We start from the raw sequence: 16,579 nt of genomic DNA, 5'->3' as shown, positions 1-16,579 counted from the left end.
GACGCGGGGCTTTGTCGTTGGAGAGGGCCTTGATCAGATCGCGGCGGCGATCGCGGCCGTGGATCTCGGCGCAGGCACGTTGAGCAGCCGGTGCTGCGCGTGGGGGCCGAACGGCGCCCCGGTCCCGACGAGGGACTCGGCCGCCCCCAGCACGAGGTAGCCGTCCGGGGCCATCTGGCGCGCGATCCGCGCGAGGATGTCCGACTTGGTCGCCTCCTCGAAATAGATCAGCACGTTGCGGCAGAACACGATGTCGAACCGGCCGAGCGCGGAGAAGTCGCGCAGCAGGTTGAGCGTACGGAACTGGACCCTGGCGCGCAGCGCCGCCGAGATCCGCCAGCGGTCGCCCTCCTGGGTGAAGTGCTTCAGCAGCTGCCGGATCGGCAGGCCCCGCTGCACCTCGAACTGGCTGAACAGCCCCGCACGGGCGCGCTCGACGACCTCGCTCGAGAGATCGGTCGCCACGATCTCGACGGTCCAGCCCGCGAGCCGCGGCGCGCAGTCCTCCAGGAGCATCGCAAGCGAATAGGCCTCCTGGCCGGACGAGCAGGCGGCGGACCAGATCCGGATCCGGCGCTCCGTCGCCCGACGCACGAGCAGTTCGGGCAACATGACGTCGGTGAAGGCCGCGAAGGGTCCGCCGTCGCGGAAGAAGAAGGTCTCGTTCGTCGTCATCGCCTCGATCACGAGGCGCTGGCTTTCGAGATCGCCGGCCGAGACGCGCCCGACCAGATCGGCGACTGCGGCGAGGCCCAGACGGCGGGCCAGCGGCCCGAGCCGGGCCTCGACCAGGTAACGCTTGTCCTCGCCGATCGCGATGCCGGAGCGTTCCTTCAGGAATTGCGCGAGATAGGCGTACTGGGTCGGCGTCACGAGCGTTCCCCCACGATCGCGCGGGCGATCCGCGGCCCCATCTCGGAAAGCGGCAGCACGGCGGAACAGGCGCCCGTGGCGACCGCCGCCCCGGGCATCCCCCAGACCACGCTGCTCGCCTCGTCCTGCGCGAACACCCGGCCGCCGGCAGCCGCCACCACGGGCGCGGCGCTCGCGCCGTCGGAGCCCATGCCGGTGAGCACCACCGCCAGCAGCCCGGGGCCGTAGACCTCGGCGGCCGACCGGAACAACGGATCGACCGAGGGCTTGCAGAAATTCACCGGGGGGCCGTCCTCGACGCGGGCGACCGCCTGCGCGCCCGAACGGGCCACCGAGAAGTGCTTGCCGCCGGGCGCGACATAGATGGCGCCGCCCTTGAGCGGCTCGCCGTCCTCCGCCTCGCGCGCCGGAACGCCGCTTGCGGCCGCGAGGTGATTGGCGAGGGCGGCCGTGAAGCCGACGGGCATGTGCTGGGTGACGAGCACCGGAACGCGGCCCGCGACGGGCCCGACCGCCTTGAGAACCGCCGACAGCGCCTGGGGGCCGCCCGTCGAGGAGCCGATCGCTAGCGCCCGCACGGGGTTCCAGGCGGCCGCGCCGGCGCGCACCGAGCGCGCCGCGTAGCGCGCCAGCGCCGCGGCCTCGTTGGCGACCCGGGAGGCCGCCGCAGAGCGGCGCCACGCGACCTCCCCGAGAGCCCGCACCTTGCTCAGCAGCTCCCGCCGATACTCCTCGGACTGCGCCTGATCCCTGCTGGGCTTCGCCAGCACGTCCATCGCGCCGAGCGCGAGACAGCGCAGCGAGAGGTCGGCGCCGCGGGTCGTGTAGCTCGAGGCCATCACCACCGCGAGGCCGGGCTTGGCGCGCAGCAGCAGCGGAAGCGCCTCGACCCCGTCCATCTCCGGCATCTCGACGTCGAGCACCACGACATCGGGCCGCGCCCAGGCGATGCTCTCCACCGCCTCCCTGCCCGACCGGCAGGTCGTGACGACGTCGAGCCCCGGCTCATCCTGCAGCCAGCGGGAGGTGAGGTTCCGGGCCACAACCGAGTCGTCGACGATCATCACGCGGACCCGCTCCGCGAGCCCGATCTCCAGCGCGGCTGTCACCGGCTTGCCCCCGCGGTCCAGCGCTTCAGAGAAGTCCAACCTCGGCGAACTTGGACGTGATGATCTCCTTGTCGAAGGGCTTCATCACATACTCGTCGGCCCCGGCGCGCATCGCGCGCGCGATGTGGGCGACGTCGTTTTCGGTGGTGCAGAAGACCACCTTCGGCGCGTCGCCGCCCGGCAGCGAGCGGAGCTCGGCCAGAAAGTCGAAGCCGTCCATCACCGGCATGTTCCAGTCGAGCAGAATGCCGTCCGGCATCGCCTGCTTGCACAGCGCCAGCGCGCTCTGGCCGTTCTCGGCCTCCGAGATGCGGAGGTCATGGCCTTCCAGGATGCGACGAGCGACCTTTCGGATGACGCTCGAATCGTCGACGACCAGGCAGTGTTTCATCGCGTTCGGCTCCGGATGGCGCGCCAGCGGCGGACGCGGCCTTCTCAATCTGTCTCAGGCGGCGATCGCGGCCGCGGCCGGCGGCTCCAGCGCCCGGTCGACGTCGAGCACCAGCAGCAGGCGGCCGTCGAGCCGATGGACGCACTCGGCGACGGAAGCCCAGCGCGGCGCGAGCGTCGCCGGCGTGGTCTCCCGCTGGCTCTCGCACAGGTCGAGGACGTCGCCCACCGAGTCGACGAGCAGCGCGAAGGCCTCCTGCTTGTGGTCGATGCCGATCGCCATCGGGCGCTGGTCAGAGGCGCGCGGCGGCAGGCTGAGGCGCAGCCGCATGTCGATCGCCGTCACGATCCGGCCGCGCAGATTGAGCACGCCGGCCACGTCCGGAGGCGCCAGCGGCACATGCGTCAGGCGGTCCGGGAGGAACACCTCCCGCACCCGCTCGATCGCTATGCCGAAGATCTGGCCGCCGACCTCGACCGTGACGTAGCTGCGGGTTCCGGCGCTGTCGCTCATGCGGCGTTCCTGTAGCCTGGCGCGAAATGCTGGAGGGCGGCGATGAGGCCCGGCCGGTCGAACTTCGCGACATATTCGCTGAAGCCGGCCTGGCGGGCGCGCTGCACGACGCTCGACCCTGTGAGGGAGGACAGCGCGAGGATCGGGATCCCGGCCGCGAGCGGCTCGGCGAGCAGCGCCTGGGCGAGCGCGAAGCCGTCCATGCCCGGCATCTCGATGTCGGAGACGATCACGTCGAAGCGCCGACCGCGGCCGAGCAGGTCGAGCGCCTCGGCGCCGCCATTCGCGCAGGTGACGCGGTAGCCCGCGGCCGTCAGCACCGGCGTCAGCATGTTGCGGAAGAAGGCGCTGTCGTCGACCAGCAGCACACAGGGCTGCAGGGCGGACTCGGTCGGCCGGTCCTTGCGCTTCAGCCAGTCGTCGAAGGCGAGCGTCAGGTGGTGGCCGACGTCGAGGATCTCGGTGGCGCGGCCGGCGATCACCGCCGTGCCCAGCACCCCCTCCGCCACCGAGGAGACGCCGATCTCGATGCGCTGCTCGACGATGTCGATGATCTCGTCGACGATGAAGCCGCAGGAGCGGCCGTCGTCGCAGAACACCAGCAGCGGCTGGTCGCCGCTCTCCTTGAGCCGGACGCCGGCGCCTGCGGGCACCAGCGGCATCAGCGCGCCGCGATACTGCACCATCGCCCGGCCGTCGGCGATCTCGACGGCGCTGACGTCGATCATCTCCAGACGGGTCACGAGCGCGAGCGGCGCGGCCTTGGGCGCGGCGCCGCCGGCGCGGAACAGCAGCAGCGGCACGACCGAACCGGTCTCCGCGGCCTCCGCGCCCTCGTCCTTGCCGAGGCCGGCGTCATGCGCGCTCGCGGGGCCCGCGGCCTGCGCGACGCCATTCGGGTCGAGGATCAGCACCACCGAGCCGTCGCCGAGGATGGTGGTGCCGGCGAACAGCGTGATCTCCTTGAGCCGCGAGGCCATCGGCTTGACCACGATCTCCTCGGTGTGGAGCACGTCGTCGACCACGAGGCCGAAGGCGTCCTCGCCGGACTGGAGCACGACCACGAAGGCGTCGTCCTCCTGCTCGTCCTCGGGCTGCGGCAGGCCGAGCAGGCCGCGCAGCCGGACCAGCGGCAGCAGGCGGTCGCGGAGCCGGAGAAGCGGGGCGTCGCCGATGCGCTCGATGCGCTGCTCGCCGCCCGGCCGGGCGCGGACGAGCTCGAGCACGGCGAGCTGCGGGATGGCGAAGATCTCGGAGCCGAGCGTCACCATCAGCGCCGACACGATGGCGAGCGTCAGCGGGATGCGGATCACGACGGCGGAGCCCTTGCCGGGCGTCGAGCGCAGGTCGACCGACCCGCCGATCAGCTCGATGTTGGCCCGCACCACGTCCATGCCGACGCCGCGGCCGGACACGCTCGTCACCGCCGCGGCGGTCGAGAAGCCGGGCGCGAAGATGAAGCGGTGAATCTGGGCGTCCGACATCTTCTCGATCTCGGACTCGGTCGCAAGACCGTTGGCGATCGCCTTCTTCTTGATCCGCTCGACGTCGAGGCCACGGCCGTCGTCGGCGATCTCGACGATGATGCAGCCGCCCTGATGATAGGCCGACAGCCGGATCACGCCGGTCTCCGGCTTGCCCGCCGCGGCGCGCTCGGCCGGCCCCTCGAGCCCGTGATCCGCGCAGTTGCGGACCATGTGGGTGAGCGGGTCCTTGATGAGGTCGAGCACCTGGCGGTCGAGTTCGGTCTCTGCGCCCTCGGTGACGAGCTCGATCTTCTTGCCGAGATCGGCCGCAAGGTCGCGGACCAGCCGCGGCAGCGCGCGCCAGGCGGCCCCGATCGGCTGCATGCGCGTCTTCATCACGCCTTCCTGCAGCTCGGCCGTCACGTGGCTCAGCCGCTGCAGCGGAAGTCCGAAGTCGCTCTCGCCCTGCCGCCGGACGGTGTCGAGCAGCTGGTTGCGGGTCAGGACCAGCTCGGAGACCATGGTCATCAGCCGGTCGAGCGTGTCGACGCCGACCCGGATGGTCTGGCCGGCGAGCGTGCTTTCGGCGCGCCCGGCGTCCTCTGCGGGAGCCGCCGCCGGAACGGGCGCGATCGCAGCCACCGGCTTGGCCGCGGGCGGCAGGTCCGGACCCGGCGCCTCGCGAAAGGCGCGCTCCAGTTCGTCGAGCGAAACCTCGCCGGGCCGGAGCTCGCGGGCCGGGACGTCATTGGCGGGCGGCGGAGGCTCAATGGCCTGGAGCGGCGCGGCCTTGACCGCCGCGGACACGCGCTCGAGCTCGAGCACCAGATCGCTGTCGTCGCCGTCGGGCTCGGCGCCCGTGCGCTCCAGCGCGGCCAGGATGTCCTTGATCCGGTCGATCGCCGCAAGGATCAGCGTCACGGCGTCCGGCGTCGCCATGGCGCCGGAGCGGAACTCGCCCATCAGGGTTTCGGCGGCGTGCGCCAGAGCCTCGAGCCGCGGCAGGCCGAGGAAGCCGCACGTCCCCTTCACCGTGTGAACCAGACGGAAGATGTTGCCGAGGATCTTGGCGTTCGCCGGTTCCTGCTCGAAGCGAACCAGCTCCACGTCAACGAGATCGAGGTTTTCCGCCGTTTCGGTCAGAAAGTCGCGCAGCAGGTCGTCCAACGCCAAGCCCCCACATGGCGCGCCACGCGGCGCAAGGGGATCATGGCTGACAAACCATAACGGATGGTTGCGGGAGCGCGCCCCCGCGACCGCCTCAGGCGGCGACGCGGGCCCAGGTGACGATGCGCTCGCCCTCGACCTCGGCCTCGATCGTGACTGTCATCTCGGCCGCGCGCGCGACCAGCCCGGCGTAGAAGGGCTGGATGACATGGGCGTCGATGCGGTCGTCGGGCGCGCGGCCCGCAAGCAGGTCGAGCACATTGGCCGGCACCCGGGCGTGGGGGCCCTCGGTGGCGAGCTTGAACTCGGTGGCCTCGCCTTCGCCGACCGCGGAGACCGTGATGGCGCCGCCGCGGGGGATCGTGGTCGCGGCCACCAGCACCAGGTTCAGCAGCAGCTTCACCTTGTTCTTCGGCAGCAGCTGGCGCGGCGCCTCCCAGATGAGCTTGGTCTTCTGGTCCTCGACGAAGCCGCGCGCGACCTGCTCGGCGTCGCCGAGATCCAGCATGGCGGCCGCCGAGCCGGCGGCGCCGAACGCGATGCGGCAGAACTGCAGCCGCGCCGAGGCCTGCGCCGCGCTCTTCTTGATGAGGTCGAACGCGAAGCCGCGCATGCCCTCGTCCTTCTCGTCCTCGAGAATCTCGAGGCCGTTGACGATGGCGCCCACCGGGCTGATCACGTCATGGCACACCCGGCTCGCGACGAGCGCCGCGAGATCGAGGCTGTCGAGCGTGATGAGGCCGGTGCCGGGAATCTCGTCGGAGGTTGACATCAGGGCTCCTGCCGAGGCTTGAGTGCGGCGTTCCGAGCGCTCGGCCCCCGCATGCCTCGCGAGTCGGTTCTTTCTGCAGCGAGCATGCCTGATACACGCTGGCGTATCCCGCCTCAAGGCGAGACCCGCGCCTCACATCCTGGGAGCCGCCGATGACCGTCGACGCTGTCGATGCGCGCCTGCTGAACGAGCTCGCCCGACTGTGCGTCGAGGCGGGACGGACCATCCTCGACGTCTATGAGGCCGAGAGCATCGCCGTACGGGCGAAGGATGACCGCAGCCCGGTCACGGAGGCCGACGAGCGGGCCGAGGCCATCCTGATCTCGGGGCTCGCGGCGCTGTTTCCGCATGTGCCGGTGATCGCCGAGGAGGCGAGCTCGCGCGACGGCGCGCCCGCGAGCGCACCGGAGACCTTCCTGCTCGTCGACCCGCTCGACGGCACCCGCGAGTTCATCGCGCGCAACGGCGAGTTCACGGTGAACGTCGGCCTGGTTTCGGGCGGCGCGCCGGTCGCCGGCTGCGTGCACGCTCCCGCGCTCGGAGCCACCTGGATCGGCGCCGCCGGCCTCGGCGCCAGCGTCGCGCGCGCGGCCTCGCGCGAGATTCCGGCTTCGTCCGCCTTTCAGCCGATCGCCGCCCGGACGGCGCCCGCCGAAGGCCTGTGCGCGGTGGCGAGCCGCAGCCACGCCGATCCGCAGACGGAGGCCTATCTTTCGACGCTGCCGGTGGCGCACCGCCGCTCGGCGGGCTCGTCCCTCAAGTTCTGCCTGGTGGCGGAAGGGGAGGCCGACGTCTACCCGCGCTTCGGCCCCACGATGGAGTGGGACACGGCGGCCGGCCATGCGGTGCTCGCGGCGGCGGGCGGGTCCGTGACCAGCCCGGACGGCGGCCGGTTCCGCTACGGCAAGGCGGACGCCGGGTTCCGGAACGGCGGCTTCGTGGCCTGGGGCCGGCGCAGCGCCTGACCCGGTCTCAGTTCTCGATCAGCTGGCGGCGCAGCTTCGGCCAGGCGGCGTCGGCTTCGCGCAGGTTCGCCGCCGCGTCGCGGTCCTCGGGGCTGCGGAACAGGTAGAGGCGGTCTCCGCTGATCCGGAACAGCAGCGGGTGGCCGGCGGCCGCCACGCCTCGCGCCACGGCGCGCGGATCGTAGCCGCCATAGCGCGGCGCATAGGCCTCGGGCTTCGACAGGAAGGCGGCGCGGTTCGCCTCGCTCTCGAAGCGCCAGGCGGCTCCGCCCCATTCGACCTCGATGTCGCGGCGCCCCTGCACGGGCCGGCCGTCGGTGAAATAGGCCACCGGATCGTAGCCGTAGAGAGCGATGCCGCTCGCCGGATCGGAGACGACGCGTTCGGTCAGTCCGGGCGTGGCCTGCGCCGCTCCGGCCAGGAGACCGGCGCATGCGATGCCCAGAAGCGGCCCGAACAGGCGCGGTGTTCTCATCGTCCCGTCTGTCCCCGGACGGCGCGCCACACGGCGGCCTTGTGAGCGTTCTCTCCTGTAATCCGGGGCCGTTCACCTTCCAGTAAAGCGGATCGCTCAAATTGGAACGAATCGGCGCGACCCTGCGGTTCGCCGCTCGCGACGCGCCATCCGAGAGAAGGAACGCAGCGATGATCCTGAGAGCGCTCATCACGAGTCTCGCGTTCGGCGTCGGCGTCTCGGCCGCGACCACGGCGTCCGCCCAGTATGACGGCGCGCCGCGCGCCGAGCGCGCCGCCTATTCCCGCGACGACGAAGGCCCCCGGCGAACCTATTCGGTCCAGGAGATCGTCGATCGCGGCAACTCGTTCTTCGGGTCCACGACCCGCGGGCTCGCCGGCATCGTCGAGAAGGCCACCAGCATGTGGGGCGAGCCGAACGCCTACATCCTCGGCGAGGAAGGCTCCGGCGCCTTCATCGGCGGCTTGCGCTACGGCGAGGGCAAGCTGTTCACCCGCGACGGCGCGCCGGACAACCGGGTCTACTGGCAGGGCCCCTCGCTCGGCCTGGACTTCGGCGGAGACGGGGCCCGCACGATGATCCTGGTCTACAATCTGCGCTCGCCGGACGCGCTGTTCAGCCGGTTCGCCGGCGTCAACGGCTCGGCCTATCTGGTCGGCGGCTTCGGCATGACGGCGCTGAAGGACTACGAGACCGTGCTGGTGCCGATCCGGACCGGCGTGGGCGCGCGGCTCGGCGTCAATGTCGGCTATCTGAAGTTCACGCCGAACTCGACCTGGAACCCGTTCTGAGGTCTCCTGCCCGGTCGCTTGGCGGGGCCTGGGCGGTGTGCCATTGTGGCTGCGGGCGGACGACCTGCGGCCTGCATATGGTCGCCAGGCCAGTGAGCAGCCGAATGCGCGCCGAGCGAGCCTGAATGGTCGAGCCCATCCTCTACGCCAGCTTCGGCTTCCTGCTCGCCACCCTGCTGTGGCTGCTGTTCCTGCCTGCGTTCTGGCGCCGGGCGGTCCGGCTGACGACCAAGCGTCTGGTGAACCGCCTGCCCGTCTCCGCGTCCGAGATCATCGCCGCGCAGGACCGCCTGCGGGCTGAGCATGCCATGGCCGTGAGGGCCGTGGAGCGGCGGGCGGAGCGGGAGGCGACGCTCGCGGCGCAGGCCCAGATCGGCGCGGCGCGCGCGCATGCGACGGAGCTTCGCCAGCGCGCCGAGATCGCGGACCTCAAGGCGAGGATCGCGACGCTCGAGGCCGAAGCGGTCGCGTTGAAAGCGGATCTCGAGCGCAGCGAACGTCGTGCGGCGGCCGTGCAGGCTGAGCTCGACGCCGGCCGCGCCGCGGAAGGCGCGACGGCCGAGGGGGATCGGTCTGAGACCGAGCTGACGCGCCGGAGCGCCGAGGTCCTCTCGCTGCGCGCCCAGGCGGCGCCTGCCGCGGGCCCGGAGCCGCAGCTTCCCCAGCGGGCGGCGCTCTCGGCGGCCGACGCCGAGGCGCTGCGCGCCTTGCGGACGCGTCTCGATGAAGTCGCCGATGCGATCGTTCGCGCGGCGGGGGCGGATGAGCCTGACGAGCCCCGCCCGCGCGAGACGCCCGACCGCGACCGCGTCAGGCTGGTCTCGCCGGTCAGCTAGTCCGGATTACGAGGAGACGCGGGCCCCGCGTCTCGCGTCGCCGCACGTCAGGCCGGCTGCGGATCGTTCCGGCTGTAGAACGGCTTCAGGTCCCGCGAGAAGTACTCGTCGAGCGGCGAGCCCGGCGCCTCGACGAAGTCGATGACGTCGGACGGCCGCGCGGCAGTCTCCAGCACCTCGCCGACCCGGTCGAGAACGGCGTCGATGTCGCCTTCCACCGTGAGGCCGATGACCAGGCGGCGCACCCCTTCGGAATCGGCGAACACCGCCTGACCGATATGGGCCTTCTTCACCTCGGGGATCGTGGCGAACAGCGCGGCCAGCGGCGCGGTCAGATGGACCGGGGCCGGCGACGGTTCGCCGATCATCATCGGGGGCTCTTCCTCAGCGCCGTCGCCATCCTGGTCGTCGTCCTCGAAACCTTCGGCCGCGCGCTCGAAATCGCCGTCGAGCATGCAGGCGACGTCCTCGGCCATCAGCTCGCGACCGTAGTCCGAGCCGGGATTCAGCACGAAATTGGCGTCGTCGATCTGCTCGAGGATCTGCCGGAAGGTCTGCCGGACGACCTGCAGCTTCTCGTCGCCGAACATCGCCTTGATCCGGCTCTCCGAGGTGAAGACCGGCACGAAGGACAGATCGTCGTTGCTGACCTCCGGGACCACATAGCCTTCACGCGCGTCGCCGCTGTCGATGAGGGCGAAGGCGAGCTCCGCGTCCAGCAGTTCCTTGAGGAACGCGGCGCGGTGCTCCGGCTGTTCGGCGGCCCGGACCAGCGAGCGCTCGAGGTCGTTCTCGGGGGTGAACATCGGCGCTCTCCGGTTGCTTGCGCGGCCGCAGATGCGGCCGCAGGGACGTCACGCGGCCTTGGCGAGGCCCGGGCGCAGTTCGGCGTAGGCCCAGTCGAGCCATTCGGTGAGCGCAGCGAGATCGGAGGCTTCGACGGTCGCGCCGCACCAGATGCGTAGGCCGGGAGGCGCGTCCCGATAGGCGCCGAAGTCGTAGCCGACGCGCTGCGCCTCGATCAGGCCGACGAGCTGGTTGGCGAACGCTCTCTGCTCGGCCGCCGGCAGCGCCAGCACGGCGGGGTCGACGATGCGCAGGCAGACGCCGGTGTTGGCGCGCGTCGCCGGATCCTCGGCCAGGTTCTGGAGCCACGGCGTCCGCGCCACGTAATCGTGGATGACCGCGGCGTTGCGGTTCGCCCGCCCGACCAGACCCTTGAGGCCGCCGACCGAGCGGCCCCACTTCAGCGCGTCGAGATAGTCCTCCACGCAGAGCATGGACGGCGTGTTGATCACGTCGCCCTGGAACAGCCCCTCGTCCAGCTTGCCGTCATGCGTCATGCGGAACAGCTTCGGCAACGGCCAAGCCGGCACGTAGCTCTCCAGGCGCTCGACCGCGCGCGGCCCGAGGATCAGCACGCCATGCGCGGCCTCTCCGCCCATGATCTTCTGCCAGGAGAAGGTCACGACATCGAGCTTGGCGTAGTCGAGCTCCATCGCGAACGCGGCGGAGGTCGCGTCGCAGATCGTGAGGCCCGCGCGGTCCGCGGGGATCCAGTCGGCGTTCGGCACGCAGACGCCGGCGGTCGTGCCGTTCCAGGTGAACACCACGTCATTGTCGAAATCGACGGCGGACAGGTCGGGCAGCTTGCCGAACTCGGCGACCGTGGCCTTCACGTTCGGCAGGCGCAGTTGGGCCACCGCGTCGGTCACCCAGATCGCGCCGAAGCTCTCCCATGCCAGAACCTCGACGCCGCGGGCGCCGAGCAAGGACCACATCGCCATCTCGACGGCGCCGGTGTCGGAGCCCGGCACGATCGCGATGCGGTGGCTCGCAGGCACTTCGAGCACCTCGCGCGTGAGGTCGATCGCCTCCTTCAGCTTGGCCCTGCCAAGCGGGGAACGATGCGAACGGCCGAGCGCCGCGTCCTTCAGGGCGTCGAGCGACCAGCCGGGACGCTTGGAACAGGGGCCTGACGAGAAATTCGGGTTCTGGGGCCGCACGCGCGGGGCGACATTGGTCATTGCTGCATCCTCACGGACCGAACCTCGAAAGAACGGGGTTCGGAACGCTCCCTATCAGCCGGGCCCTCCCGCGCGTCAAGCCGCCAGGAGCCCGGGAGACTGCAGGGCAGCCCTTCGGACGATCGCCGGGCGGCGCAAAACGCAAAAAAGGCGGCGCTGGCGCGCCGCCTTGATCGCCGTGAGCGTCGGAAGGCGTCAGTCGAGCAGGTAGCGGAAGCCGACGCGGAACTCGTGGGCCTGGATATCGTCGACCTTCACCCGGCCGCGGCCGCCGGCGGCCGCGATCGGCTTGGAGCGGGCCTCGCCCAGATCGACGAAGCGGTAGTTGGTGTCGATGATCAGGTTGTCGCTGACCTCGTAGCCGACGCCGGCCGTCAGGTTCCACGCGAAGTTCCACTTGCCGTCGCCGGAATAGGACGGATTGCCGGCCGAGTTCGAGCGGTAGTTGTGGACGTCGAGATAGGCCGCGCCGATGCCGCCGCCGACGTAAGGCGTGAAGCCGTAGTAAGTGCCGGCGTCGAAATAGGCGTTCGCGAAGATCGTGAACGCGTCGATCTTCATGGTCTCGCGAGACGTGCCGGAGCCGCCGCAGGGGCCGGGGCAGAACAGCCGGCCGCGGAAGCGCGAGCGGGTCTCGTAGTCCGCGGTGACGTCGGTGCGGAACCACTCGTTGAACCTGTAGCCGACGCCGCCGCCGAAGACGACCGCGTCGCCCATCTTCTCGCCGCTGAAGCTGCGGTTGCCCGCGAAAGCCGGCGCGTTGGTGTCGTAGCGAGCCTTGGGATCGCGGTAGACCTTGTAGCCGATGTCGCCGCGCAGATACCAGTTGGAGCCGAACTCGACGGGCTCGGGCGCCGGCTCGAGCAGCGGCGGTTCGGGAAGATCGGCTGCGCGGCTCGCGACCGGCGCGAGCGCGAGTAGTGCCGCGCCGGCAAGCGCGTAGGTCGAGAGCTTGGCCATCCTGCCATGTCCTTGATCTGCGGCGCCCGCAACAGCGAGGCAGCGCATGTTCATCTCACGGACGGCACACTGGCAGGTAAGTCGTTAATGAGCGTTTAACCTTAACCTTTAACCGTGCTGGCTGGACTACGCGGTGACTGTTGTCTCGCCGGCGCAACACATAGCGCCGGCCACGCGCGGACAGTATCGGCGGGACCTCAGGCGGCCACGCGCGTGATGACGTCGACGACGTCGTCGACGACGTGCGAGACGAGGTCGTGGTCGTCCCCCTCGGCCATCACCCGGATCACCGGCTCGGTGCCGGATGGTCGGATCACCAGCCGGCCATGCGCGCCCAGGCGTTCGGTGGCGTCGGTGATCGCGGCGCGGACCTTCTCGTCATCCAGCGGGCGGCCGGACTTGTAGCGCACGTTCTTCAGGATCTGCGGCAGCGGCTCGAAGCGGTGGCAGACCTCCGACACCGGCTTGCCGGCCTTCTGCACCACGGCCAGAAGCTGCAGGGCCGCGACCAGCCCGTCGCCCGTGGTGGCGTAGTCCGACAGCACGATGTGGCCGGAGGGCTCTCCCCCGACGTTGTAGCCCTGCGCCCGCATGCGCTCGACGACGTAGCGGTCGCCGACCGGCGTGCGCTCCAGCGTCAGGCCGATCGAGGCCAGATACCTCTCGAAGCCCAGGTTCGCCATCACGGTCGAGACCAGGCCGGGGGCGCTCAGCCTGCCCTCTTCGGCCCAGGAGGAGCCCACGACCGCCATCAGCTGGTCGCCGTCGACGATCTGCCCCTTCTCGTCGACGATCATCACCCGGTCGGCGTCGCCGTCGAGCGCGATGCCGAGGTCGGCGCGGGTCTCGTGGACCTTGGCGATCAGGGCCGAGGGCGAGGTCGAGCCCACGTCGCGATTGATGTTGACGCCGTTCGGCTCGACGCCGATCGCCACCACCTCCGCGCCGAGCTCCCAAAGCGCTTCCGGCGCGACCTTGTAGGCGGCGCCGTTGGCGCAATCGACGACGATCCTTAGCCCTTCGAGCGAGAGATTGCGGCTGACCGTCCGCTTCGCGAACTCGATGTAGCGGGCCTGCGCGTCGTCGATCCGCTTCGCGCGGCCAAGGCCCGCCGAGGCCGCGAGCTTCGGCCCGAGATCCGAATCCAGCAGCGCCTCGATCTCCGCCTCGACCTCGTCGGACAGCTTGTAGCCGTCCGGCGCGAACAGCTTGATGCCGTTGTCGTCATACGGATTGTGCGAGGCCGAGATCATCACGCCGAGATCGGCGCGCATCGAGCGGGTGATCAGCGCGACCGCAGGGGTCGGCAGCGGCCCCACCAGCAGGACGTTGACGCCGACCGAGGTGAAGCCGGCCTGCAGGGCGCTCTCGATCATGTAGCCTGAAAGCCGCGTGTCCTTGCCGATGACGACGCGGTGGCGGTAGTCGCCCCGGCGGAAGGCGATGCCGGCCGCCATGCCGACCTTCAGCGCGAAGTCGGGCGTGATCGGGAACTTGTTGGCGCGTCCGCGGATGCCGTCGGTGCCGAAATATTTGCGCGTCATCAAGCGCTCCTGCATCGCGCGCGGCCAGCCGCGCGCTGCTCGTTTCCTGTCATGGTCACGATACCGCATTGCGGTTCAAAAAGGATGAGCGAGGTCAAAGGGGACGCCGCGCCGGGGCGAAAGCGGCTGCGGCCGGCTTCCCGACGCATCTGTGCGGATTCGCGTCGGAGCGCGGGCCTCCAAGTTTAACTGGCAGTATATCCCGAAAGAATTGGAAGCACTTCCATTGATAAAACCTTGAACTTGTCGCCCGCTTGCAGCGCCGCCAACAACGGCGGCAGGACCGCGGCTCGCTAAAAGAGTCGCGGCGCGTAAACAACGCAAGGGGAGAAGACGCCATGACCAGGATTATGGCCATCGCAGGTGCGGCTCTGCTGCTGTCCGGAGCCGCGGCCTCGGCCGCCGGTTGGCCGGCCTTCGACACGCTCGATGCGGACGGCAGCGGCAGGATCAGCCGCGTGGAGTGGGAGAAGAGCGTCGGCACTCTGAAGCTCGACCCCGCCCCGACCTTCACGGCGATGGACACCGACAACAACAACGGCGTCGATGAGGAAGAGTGGGCTGCGGCCGAGAAGCTGACGAAGGGCTACACCGAGCGCTGCCGCGAGGCCTCCGCGTCCTGGTGCAAGGACGCCAAGTAGCCGACAGGACTCCAGGCGCGGCTGGCGGCCCTCGCCACGCCGATCCCTCTCCCGCGAGCCGCGGCGGGCGAGGCGCCCCGGAAGCAGAAAGGCCGGGCTTTCGCCCGGCCTTTCGATTCACGCCTGAGGCTGCGGCTCCAGCCCCGGATCGGGCCGCGGCCGCGGCTTGCCGGCGGTCGGAACGGCGGAGCCGCGCGGCGCCGGGGGCTCGTCGGTCGCGTCGCGCACCGGCGGGTGACCCGCGAGCAGGTTCTTGATCTCCTCGCCGGTCAGCGTCTCGTATTCGAGCAGCGCCTTGGCGAGCGTCTCCATCTGGTCGCGATGCTCGGTGATGATGCGCTTCGCGGTCTCGTAGCCCTCGTCGATGAAGCGTTTGATCTCGTTGTCGATCTTCAGCATCGTCGTGCCCGAGACGTTCTGCTGGCGCGCGACCGACATGCCGAGGAACACCTCGTCCTGGTTCTCGCCATAGGCGACGGTGCCGAGCTCCTTCGAGAAGCCCCAGCGCGTCACCATCCCGCGGGCGATGTTGGTCGCCATCTGGATGTCGGACTGCGCGCCGGCCGTCACCTTCTCGTCGCCGAAGAACACCTCCTCGGCGACGCGGCCGCCCATCGCCATCGCGAGCCGCGAGGTCAGCTGCTCGTAGGAGATGGAGATCTGGTCGCGCTCCGGCAGGTACTGCACCATGCCGAGCGCGCGGCCGCGCGGGATGATCGTCGCCTTGTGGATGGGATCGTTCGCCGGCGTGTAGAGCGCGACGATGGCGTGGCCGGCTTCGTGATAGGCGGTCACCCGCTTCTCCTCGTCCGTCATCACCATGCGGCGCTCGGCGCCCATCATGATCTTGTCCTTGGCTGCGTCGAACTCCGCCGCGGTCACCATCCGCTTGGAGCGCCGAGCCGCGAGCAGCGCGGCCTCGTTGACGAGGTTCATCAGATCCGCGCCCGAGAAGCCCGGCGTGCCGCGCGCGATGGTCTTGAGGTCGACGTCCGGCGCCAGCGGCACCTTGCGGACATGGACCTTCAGGATCTTCTCGCGGCCGATGATGTCGGGGTTCGCGACCACGACCTGGCGGTCGAAGCGGCCCGGACGCAGCAGCGCAGGGTCCAGCACGTCGGGACGGTTGGTGGCGGCGATCAGGATGATGCCCTCGTTCGCCTCGAACCCGTCCATCTCGACCAGCAGCTGGTTGAGCGTCTGCTCGCGCTCGTCATTGCCGCCGCCGAGGCCGGCGCCGCGGTGACGACCGACCGCGTCGATCTCGTCGATGAAGATGATGCAGGGCGCGTTCTTCTTGGCCTGCTCGAACATGTCGCGCACGCGGCTCGCGCCGACGCCGACGAACATCTCGACGAAGTCGGAGCCCGAGATCGTGAAGAACGGCACGTTCGCCTCGCCCGCCACCGCGCGCGCGATCAGCGTCTTGCCGGTGCCGGGGGGGCCGACGAGCAGGACGCCGCGCGGGATGCGGCCGCCGAGGCGCTGGAACTTCTGCGGGTCGCGCAGGAACTCGACGATCTCCTCGAGGTCGCTCTTGGCCTCGTCGACGCCCGCGACGTCCTCGAACGTCACCCGGCCGTGCGCCTCGGTGAGGAGCTTCGCCTTGGACTTGCCGAAGCCCATCGCCTTGCCGGCGCCGCCCTGCATCTGGCGAGACAGGAACACCCAGACGCCGATCAGCGCGATGAAGGGCAGCCACTGCAGCAGCAGCGCGACGAACCAGGGCATGTTCTCGCCAGGCGGGCGGGCCGTGATGGCGACGCCCTTGCCGTAGAGACGCTGCACCAGCGACGGGTCGTTCGGCGCGTAGGTCTGGAACTGGGCGCCGTCAGTGTACTGGCCGGTGATGTTCTGGCCTTCGATGACGACGCCGCGGACGCGGCCGTTATCGACCTCGTTCAGAAGCTGGCTGAAGGAGATGTCGTTCGTCTGAGCGCGCTGCCCCGGGTTCTGGAACAGGGTGAAAAGCGCCAGCAACAGCAGGACGATGATCACCCACAGGGCGAAGTTCCGGAAATTGGGGTTCATTGCGGGCCTTTCGCGGCG

Annotated in this window: 16 protein-coding genes; 4 read left to right on the top strand and 12 right to left on the bottom strand. The window is 70.2% G+C overall.

Annotated elements, in window-relative coordinates:
- Positions 1 to 33 precede the first annotated feature (33 nt).
- From GGR24_RS11160 to chpT, 6 genes are all read right to left on the bottom strand, one after another.
- Positions 34 to 873, bottom strand: coding sequence for a CheR family methyltransferase (locus GGR24_RS11160; protein ID WP_183395436.1), 840 nt, complete (start codon positions 871 to 873; stop codon positions 34 to 36).
- Entirely contained in the window at positions 870 to 1,982 is a 1,113-nt protein-coding gene (locus GGR24_RS11155; RefSeq protein ID WP_343066245.1) for a protein-glutamate methylesterase/protein-glutamine glutaminase, read from the bottom strand. Before GGR24_RS11155 ends, GGR24_RS11160 begins: the two co-directional genes overlap by 4 nt.
- A 25-nt stretch (positions 1,983 to 2,007) precedes the next feature.
- A complete protein-coding gene (locus tag GGR24_RS11150) occupies positions 2,008 to 2,373 on the bottom strand; it encodes a response regulator (protein ID WP_183395435.1) in 366 nt (121 codons plus the stop codon).
- 54 nt (positions 2,374 to 2,427) lie between these two features.
- Positions 2,428 to 2,886 carry a chemotaxis protein CheW gene (locus GGR24_RS11145; protein ID WP_183395434.1) on the bottom strand — a complete coding sequence of 153 codons (459 nt, stop codon included), beginning with the start codon at positions 2,884 to 2,886 and terminating at the stop codon, positions 2,428 to 2,430.
- On the bottom strand, positions 2,883 to 5,519 hold the full coding sequence (locus GGR24_RS11140) for a hybrid sensor histidine kinase/response regulator (protein ID WP_183395681.1): 2,637 nt from the start codon (positions 5,517 to 5,519) through the stop codon (positions 2,883 to 2,885). The genes GGR24_RS11145 and GGR24_RS11140 overlap by 4 nt, the downstream gene beginning before the upstream one ends.
- Before the next feature lie 94 nt (positions 5,520 to 5,613).
- Entirely contained in the window at positions 5,614 to 6,291 is a 678-nt protein-coding gene (chpT, locus tag GGR24_RS11135) for a histidine phosphotransferase ChpT (protein WP_183395433.1), read from the bottom strand.
- Positions 6,292 to 6,443: 152 nt separating this feature from the next.
- Here chpT and cysQ point away from each other — a divergent pair, with 152 nt between their 5' ends.
- Complete coding sequence (gene cysQ, locus GGR24_RS11130; protein WP_183395432.1) at positions 6,444 to 7,256, top strand: 3'(2'),5'-bisphosphate nucleotidase CysQ; 813 nt, start codon at positions 6,444 to 6,446, stop codon at positions 7,254 to 7,256.
- A gap of 7 nt (positions 7,257 to 7,263) precedes the next feature.
- Here cysQ and GGR24_RS11125 read toward each other — a convergent pair whose 3' ends face one another.
- Entirely contained in the window at positions 7,264 to 7,731 is a 468-nt protein-coding gene (locus GGR24_RS11125) for a YHS domain-containing (seleno)protein (protein ID WP_183395431.1), read from the bottom strand.
- A gap of 170 nt (positions 7,732 to 7,901) precedes the next feature.
- Between GGR24_RS11125 and GGR24_RS11120 the strand changes: the two genes are divergently transcribed.
- Together GGR24_RS11120 and GGR24_RS11115 are read left to right on the top strand one after the other, a co-directional pair.
- On the top strand, positions 7,902 to 8,522 hold the full coding sequence (locus GGR24_RS11120) for a DUF1134 domain-containing protein (protein WP_183395430.1): 621 nt from the start codon (positions 7,902 to 7,904) through the stop codon (positions 8,520 to 8,522).
- A 125-nt stretch (positions 8,523 to 8,647) separates the two neighbouring features.
- Entirely contained in the window at positions 8,648 to 9,358 is a 711-nt protein-coding gene (locus GGR24_RS11115; protein WP_183395429.1) for a hypothetical protein, read from the top strand.
- Positions 9,359 to 9,405: 47 nt separating this feature from the next.
- Here the strand turns inward: GGR24_RS11115 and GGR24_RS11110 are convergent, their stop codons facing one another.
- From GGR24_RS11110 to glmM, 4 genes are all read right to left on the bottom strand, one after another.
- Positions 9,406 to 10,164: an enhanced serine sensitivity protein SseB C-terminal domain-containing protein gene (locus tag GGR24_RS11110; protein WP_183395428.1), complete on the bottom strand. Its 759-nt coding sequence runs from the start codon at positions 10,162 to 10,164 to the stop codon at positions 9,406 to 9,408.
- A 48-nt stretch (positions 10,165 to 10,212) separates the two neighbouring features.
- Positions 10,213 to 11,385 carry a phosphoserine transaminase gene (locus GGR24_RS11105; protein WP_183395427.1) on the bottom strand — a complete coding sequence of 391 codons (1,173 nt, stop codon included), beginning with the start codon at positions 11,383 to 11,385 and terminating at the stop codon, positions 10,213 to 10,215.
- 195 nt (positions 11,386 to 11,580) lie between these two features.
- Complete coding sequence (locus GGR24_RS11100) at positions 11,581 to 12,345, bottom strand: outer membrane protein (protein ID WP_183395426.1); 765 nt, start codon at positions 12,343 to 12,345, stop codon at positions 11,581 to 11,583.
- Between the two features lie 197 nt (positions 12,346 to 12,542).
- Positions 12,543 to 13,889: a phosphoglucosamine mutase gene (gene glmM, locus GGR24_RS11095; RefSeq protein WP_183395425.1), complete on the bottom strand. Its 1,347-nt coding sequence runs from the start codon at positions 13,887 to 13,889 to the stop codon at positions 12,543 to 12,545.
- A gap of 338 nt (positions 13,890 to 14,227) precedes the next feature.
- Between glmM and GGR24_RS11090 the strand changes: the two genes are divergently transcribed.
- Positions 14,228 to 14,530, top strand: coding sequence for an EF-hand domain-containing protein (locus GGR24_RS11090; protein WP_183395424.1), 303 nt, complete (start codon positions 14,228 to 14,230; stop codon positions 14,528 to 14,530).
- A gap of 117 nt (positions 14,531 to 14,647) precedes the next feature.
- Here the strand turns inward: GGR24_RS11090 and ftsH are convergent, their stop codons facing one another.
- Positions 14,648 to 16,561 carry an ATP-dependent zinc metalloprotease FtsH gene (gene ftsH, locus GGR24_RS11085; protein WP_183395423.1) on the bottom strand — a complete coding sequence of 638 codons (1,914 nt, stop codon included), beginning with the start codon at positions 16,559 to 16,561 and terminating at the stop codon, positions 14,648 to 14,650.
- Between the last annotated feature and the right edge of the window lie 18 nt (positions 16,562 to 16,579).

It is taken from the genome of Hansschlegelia beijingensis, from assembly GCF_014196425.1.
Taxonomy (GTDB): Bacteria; Pseudomonadota; Alphaproteobacteria; order Rhizobiales; family Methylopilaceae; genus Methylopila; species Methylopila beijingensis.
This window is presented reverse-complemented; position numbering and strand designations above follow the sequence as displayed.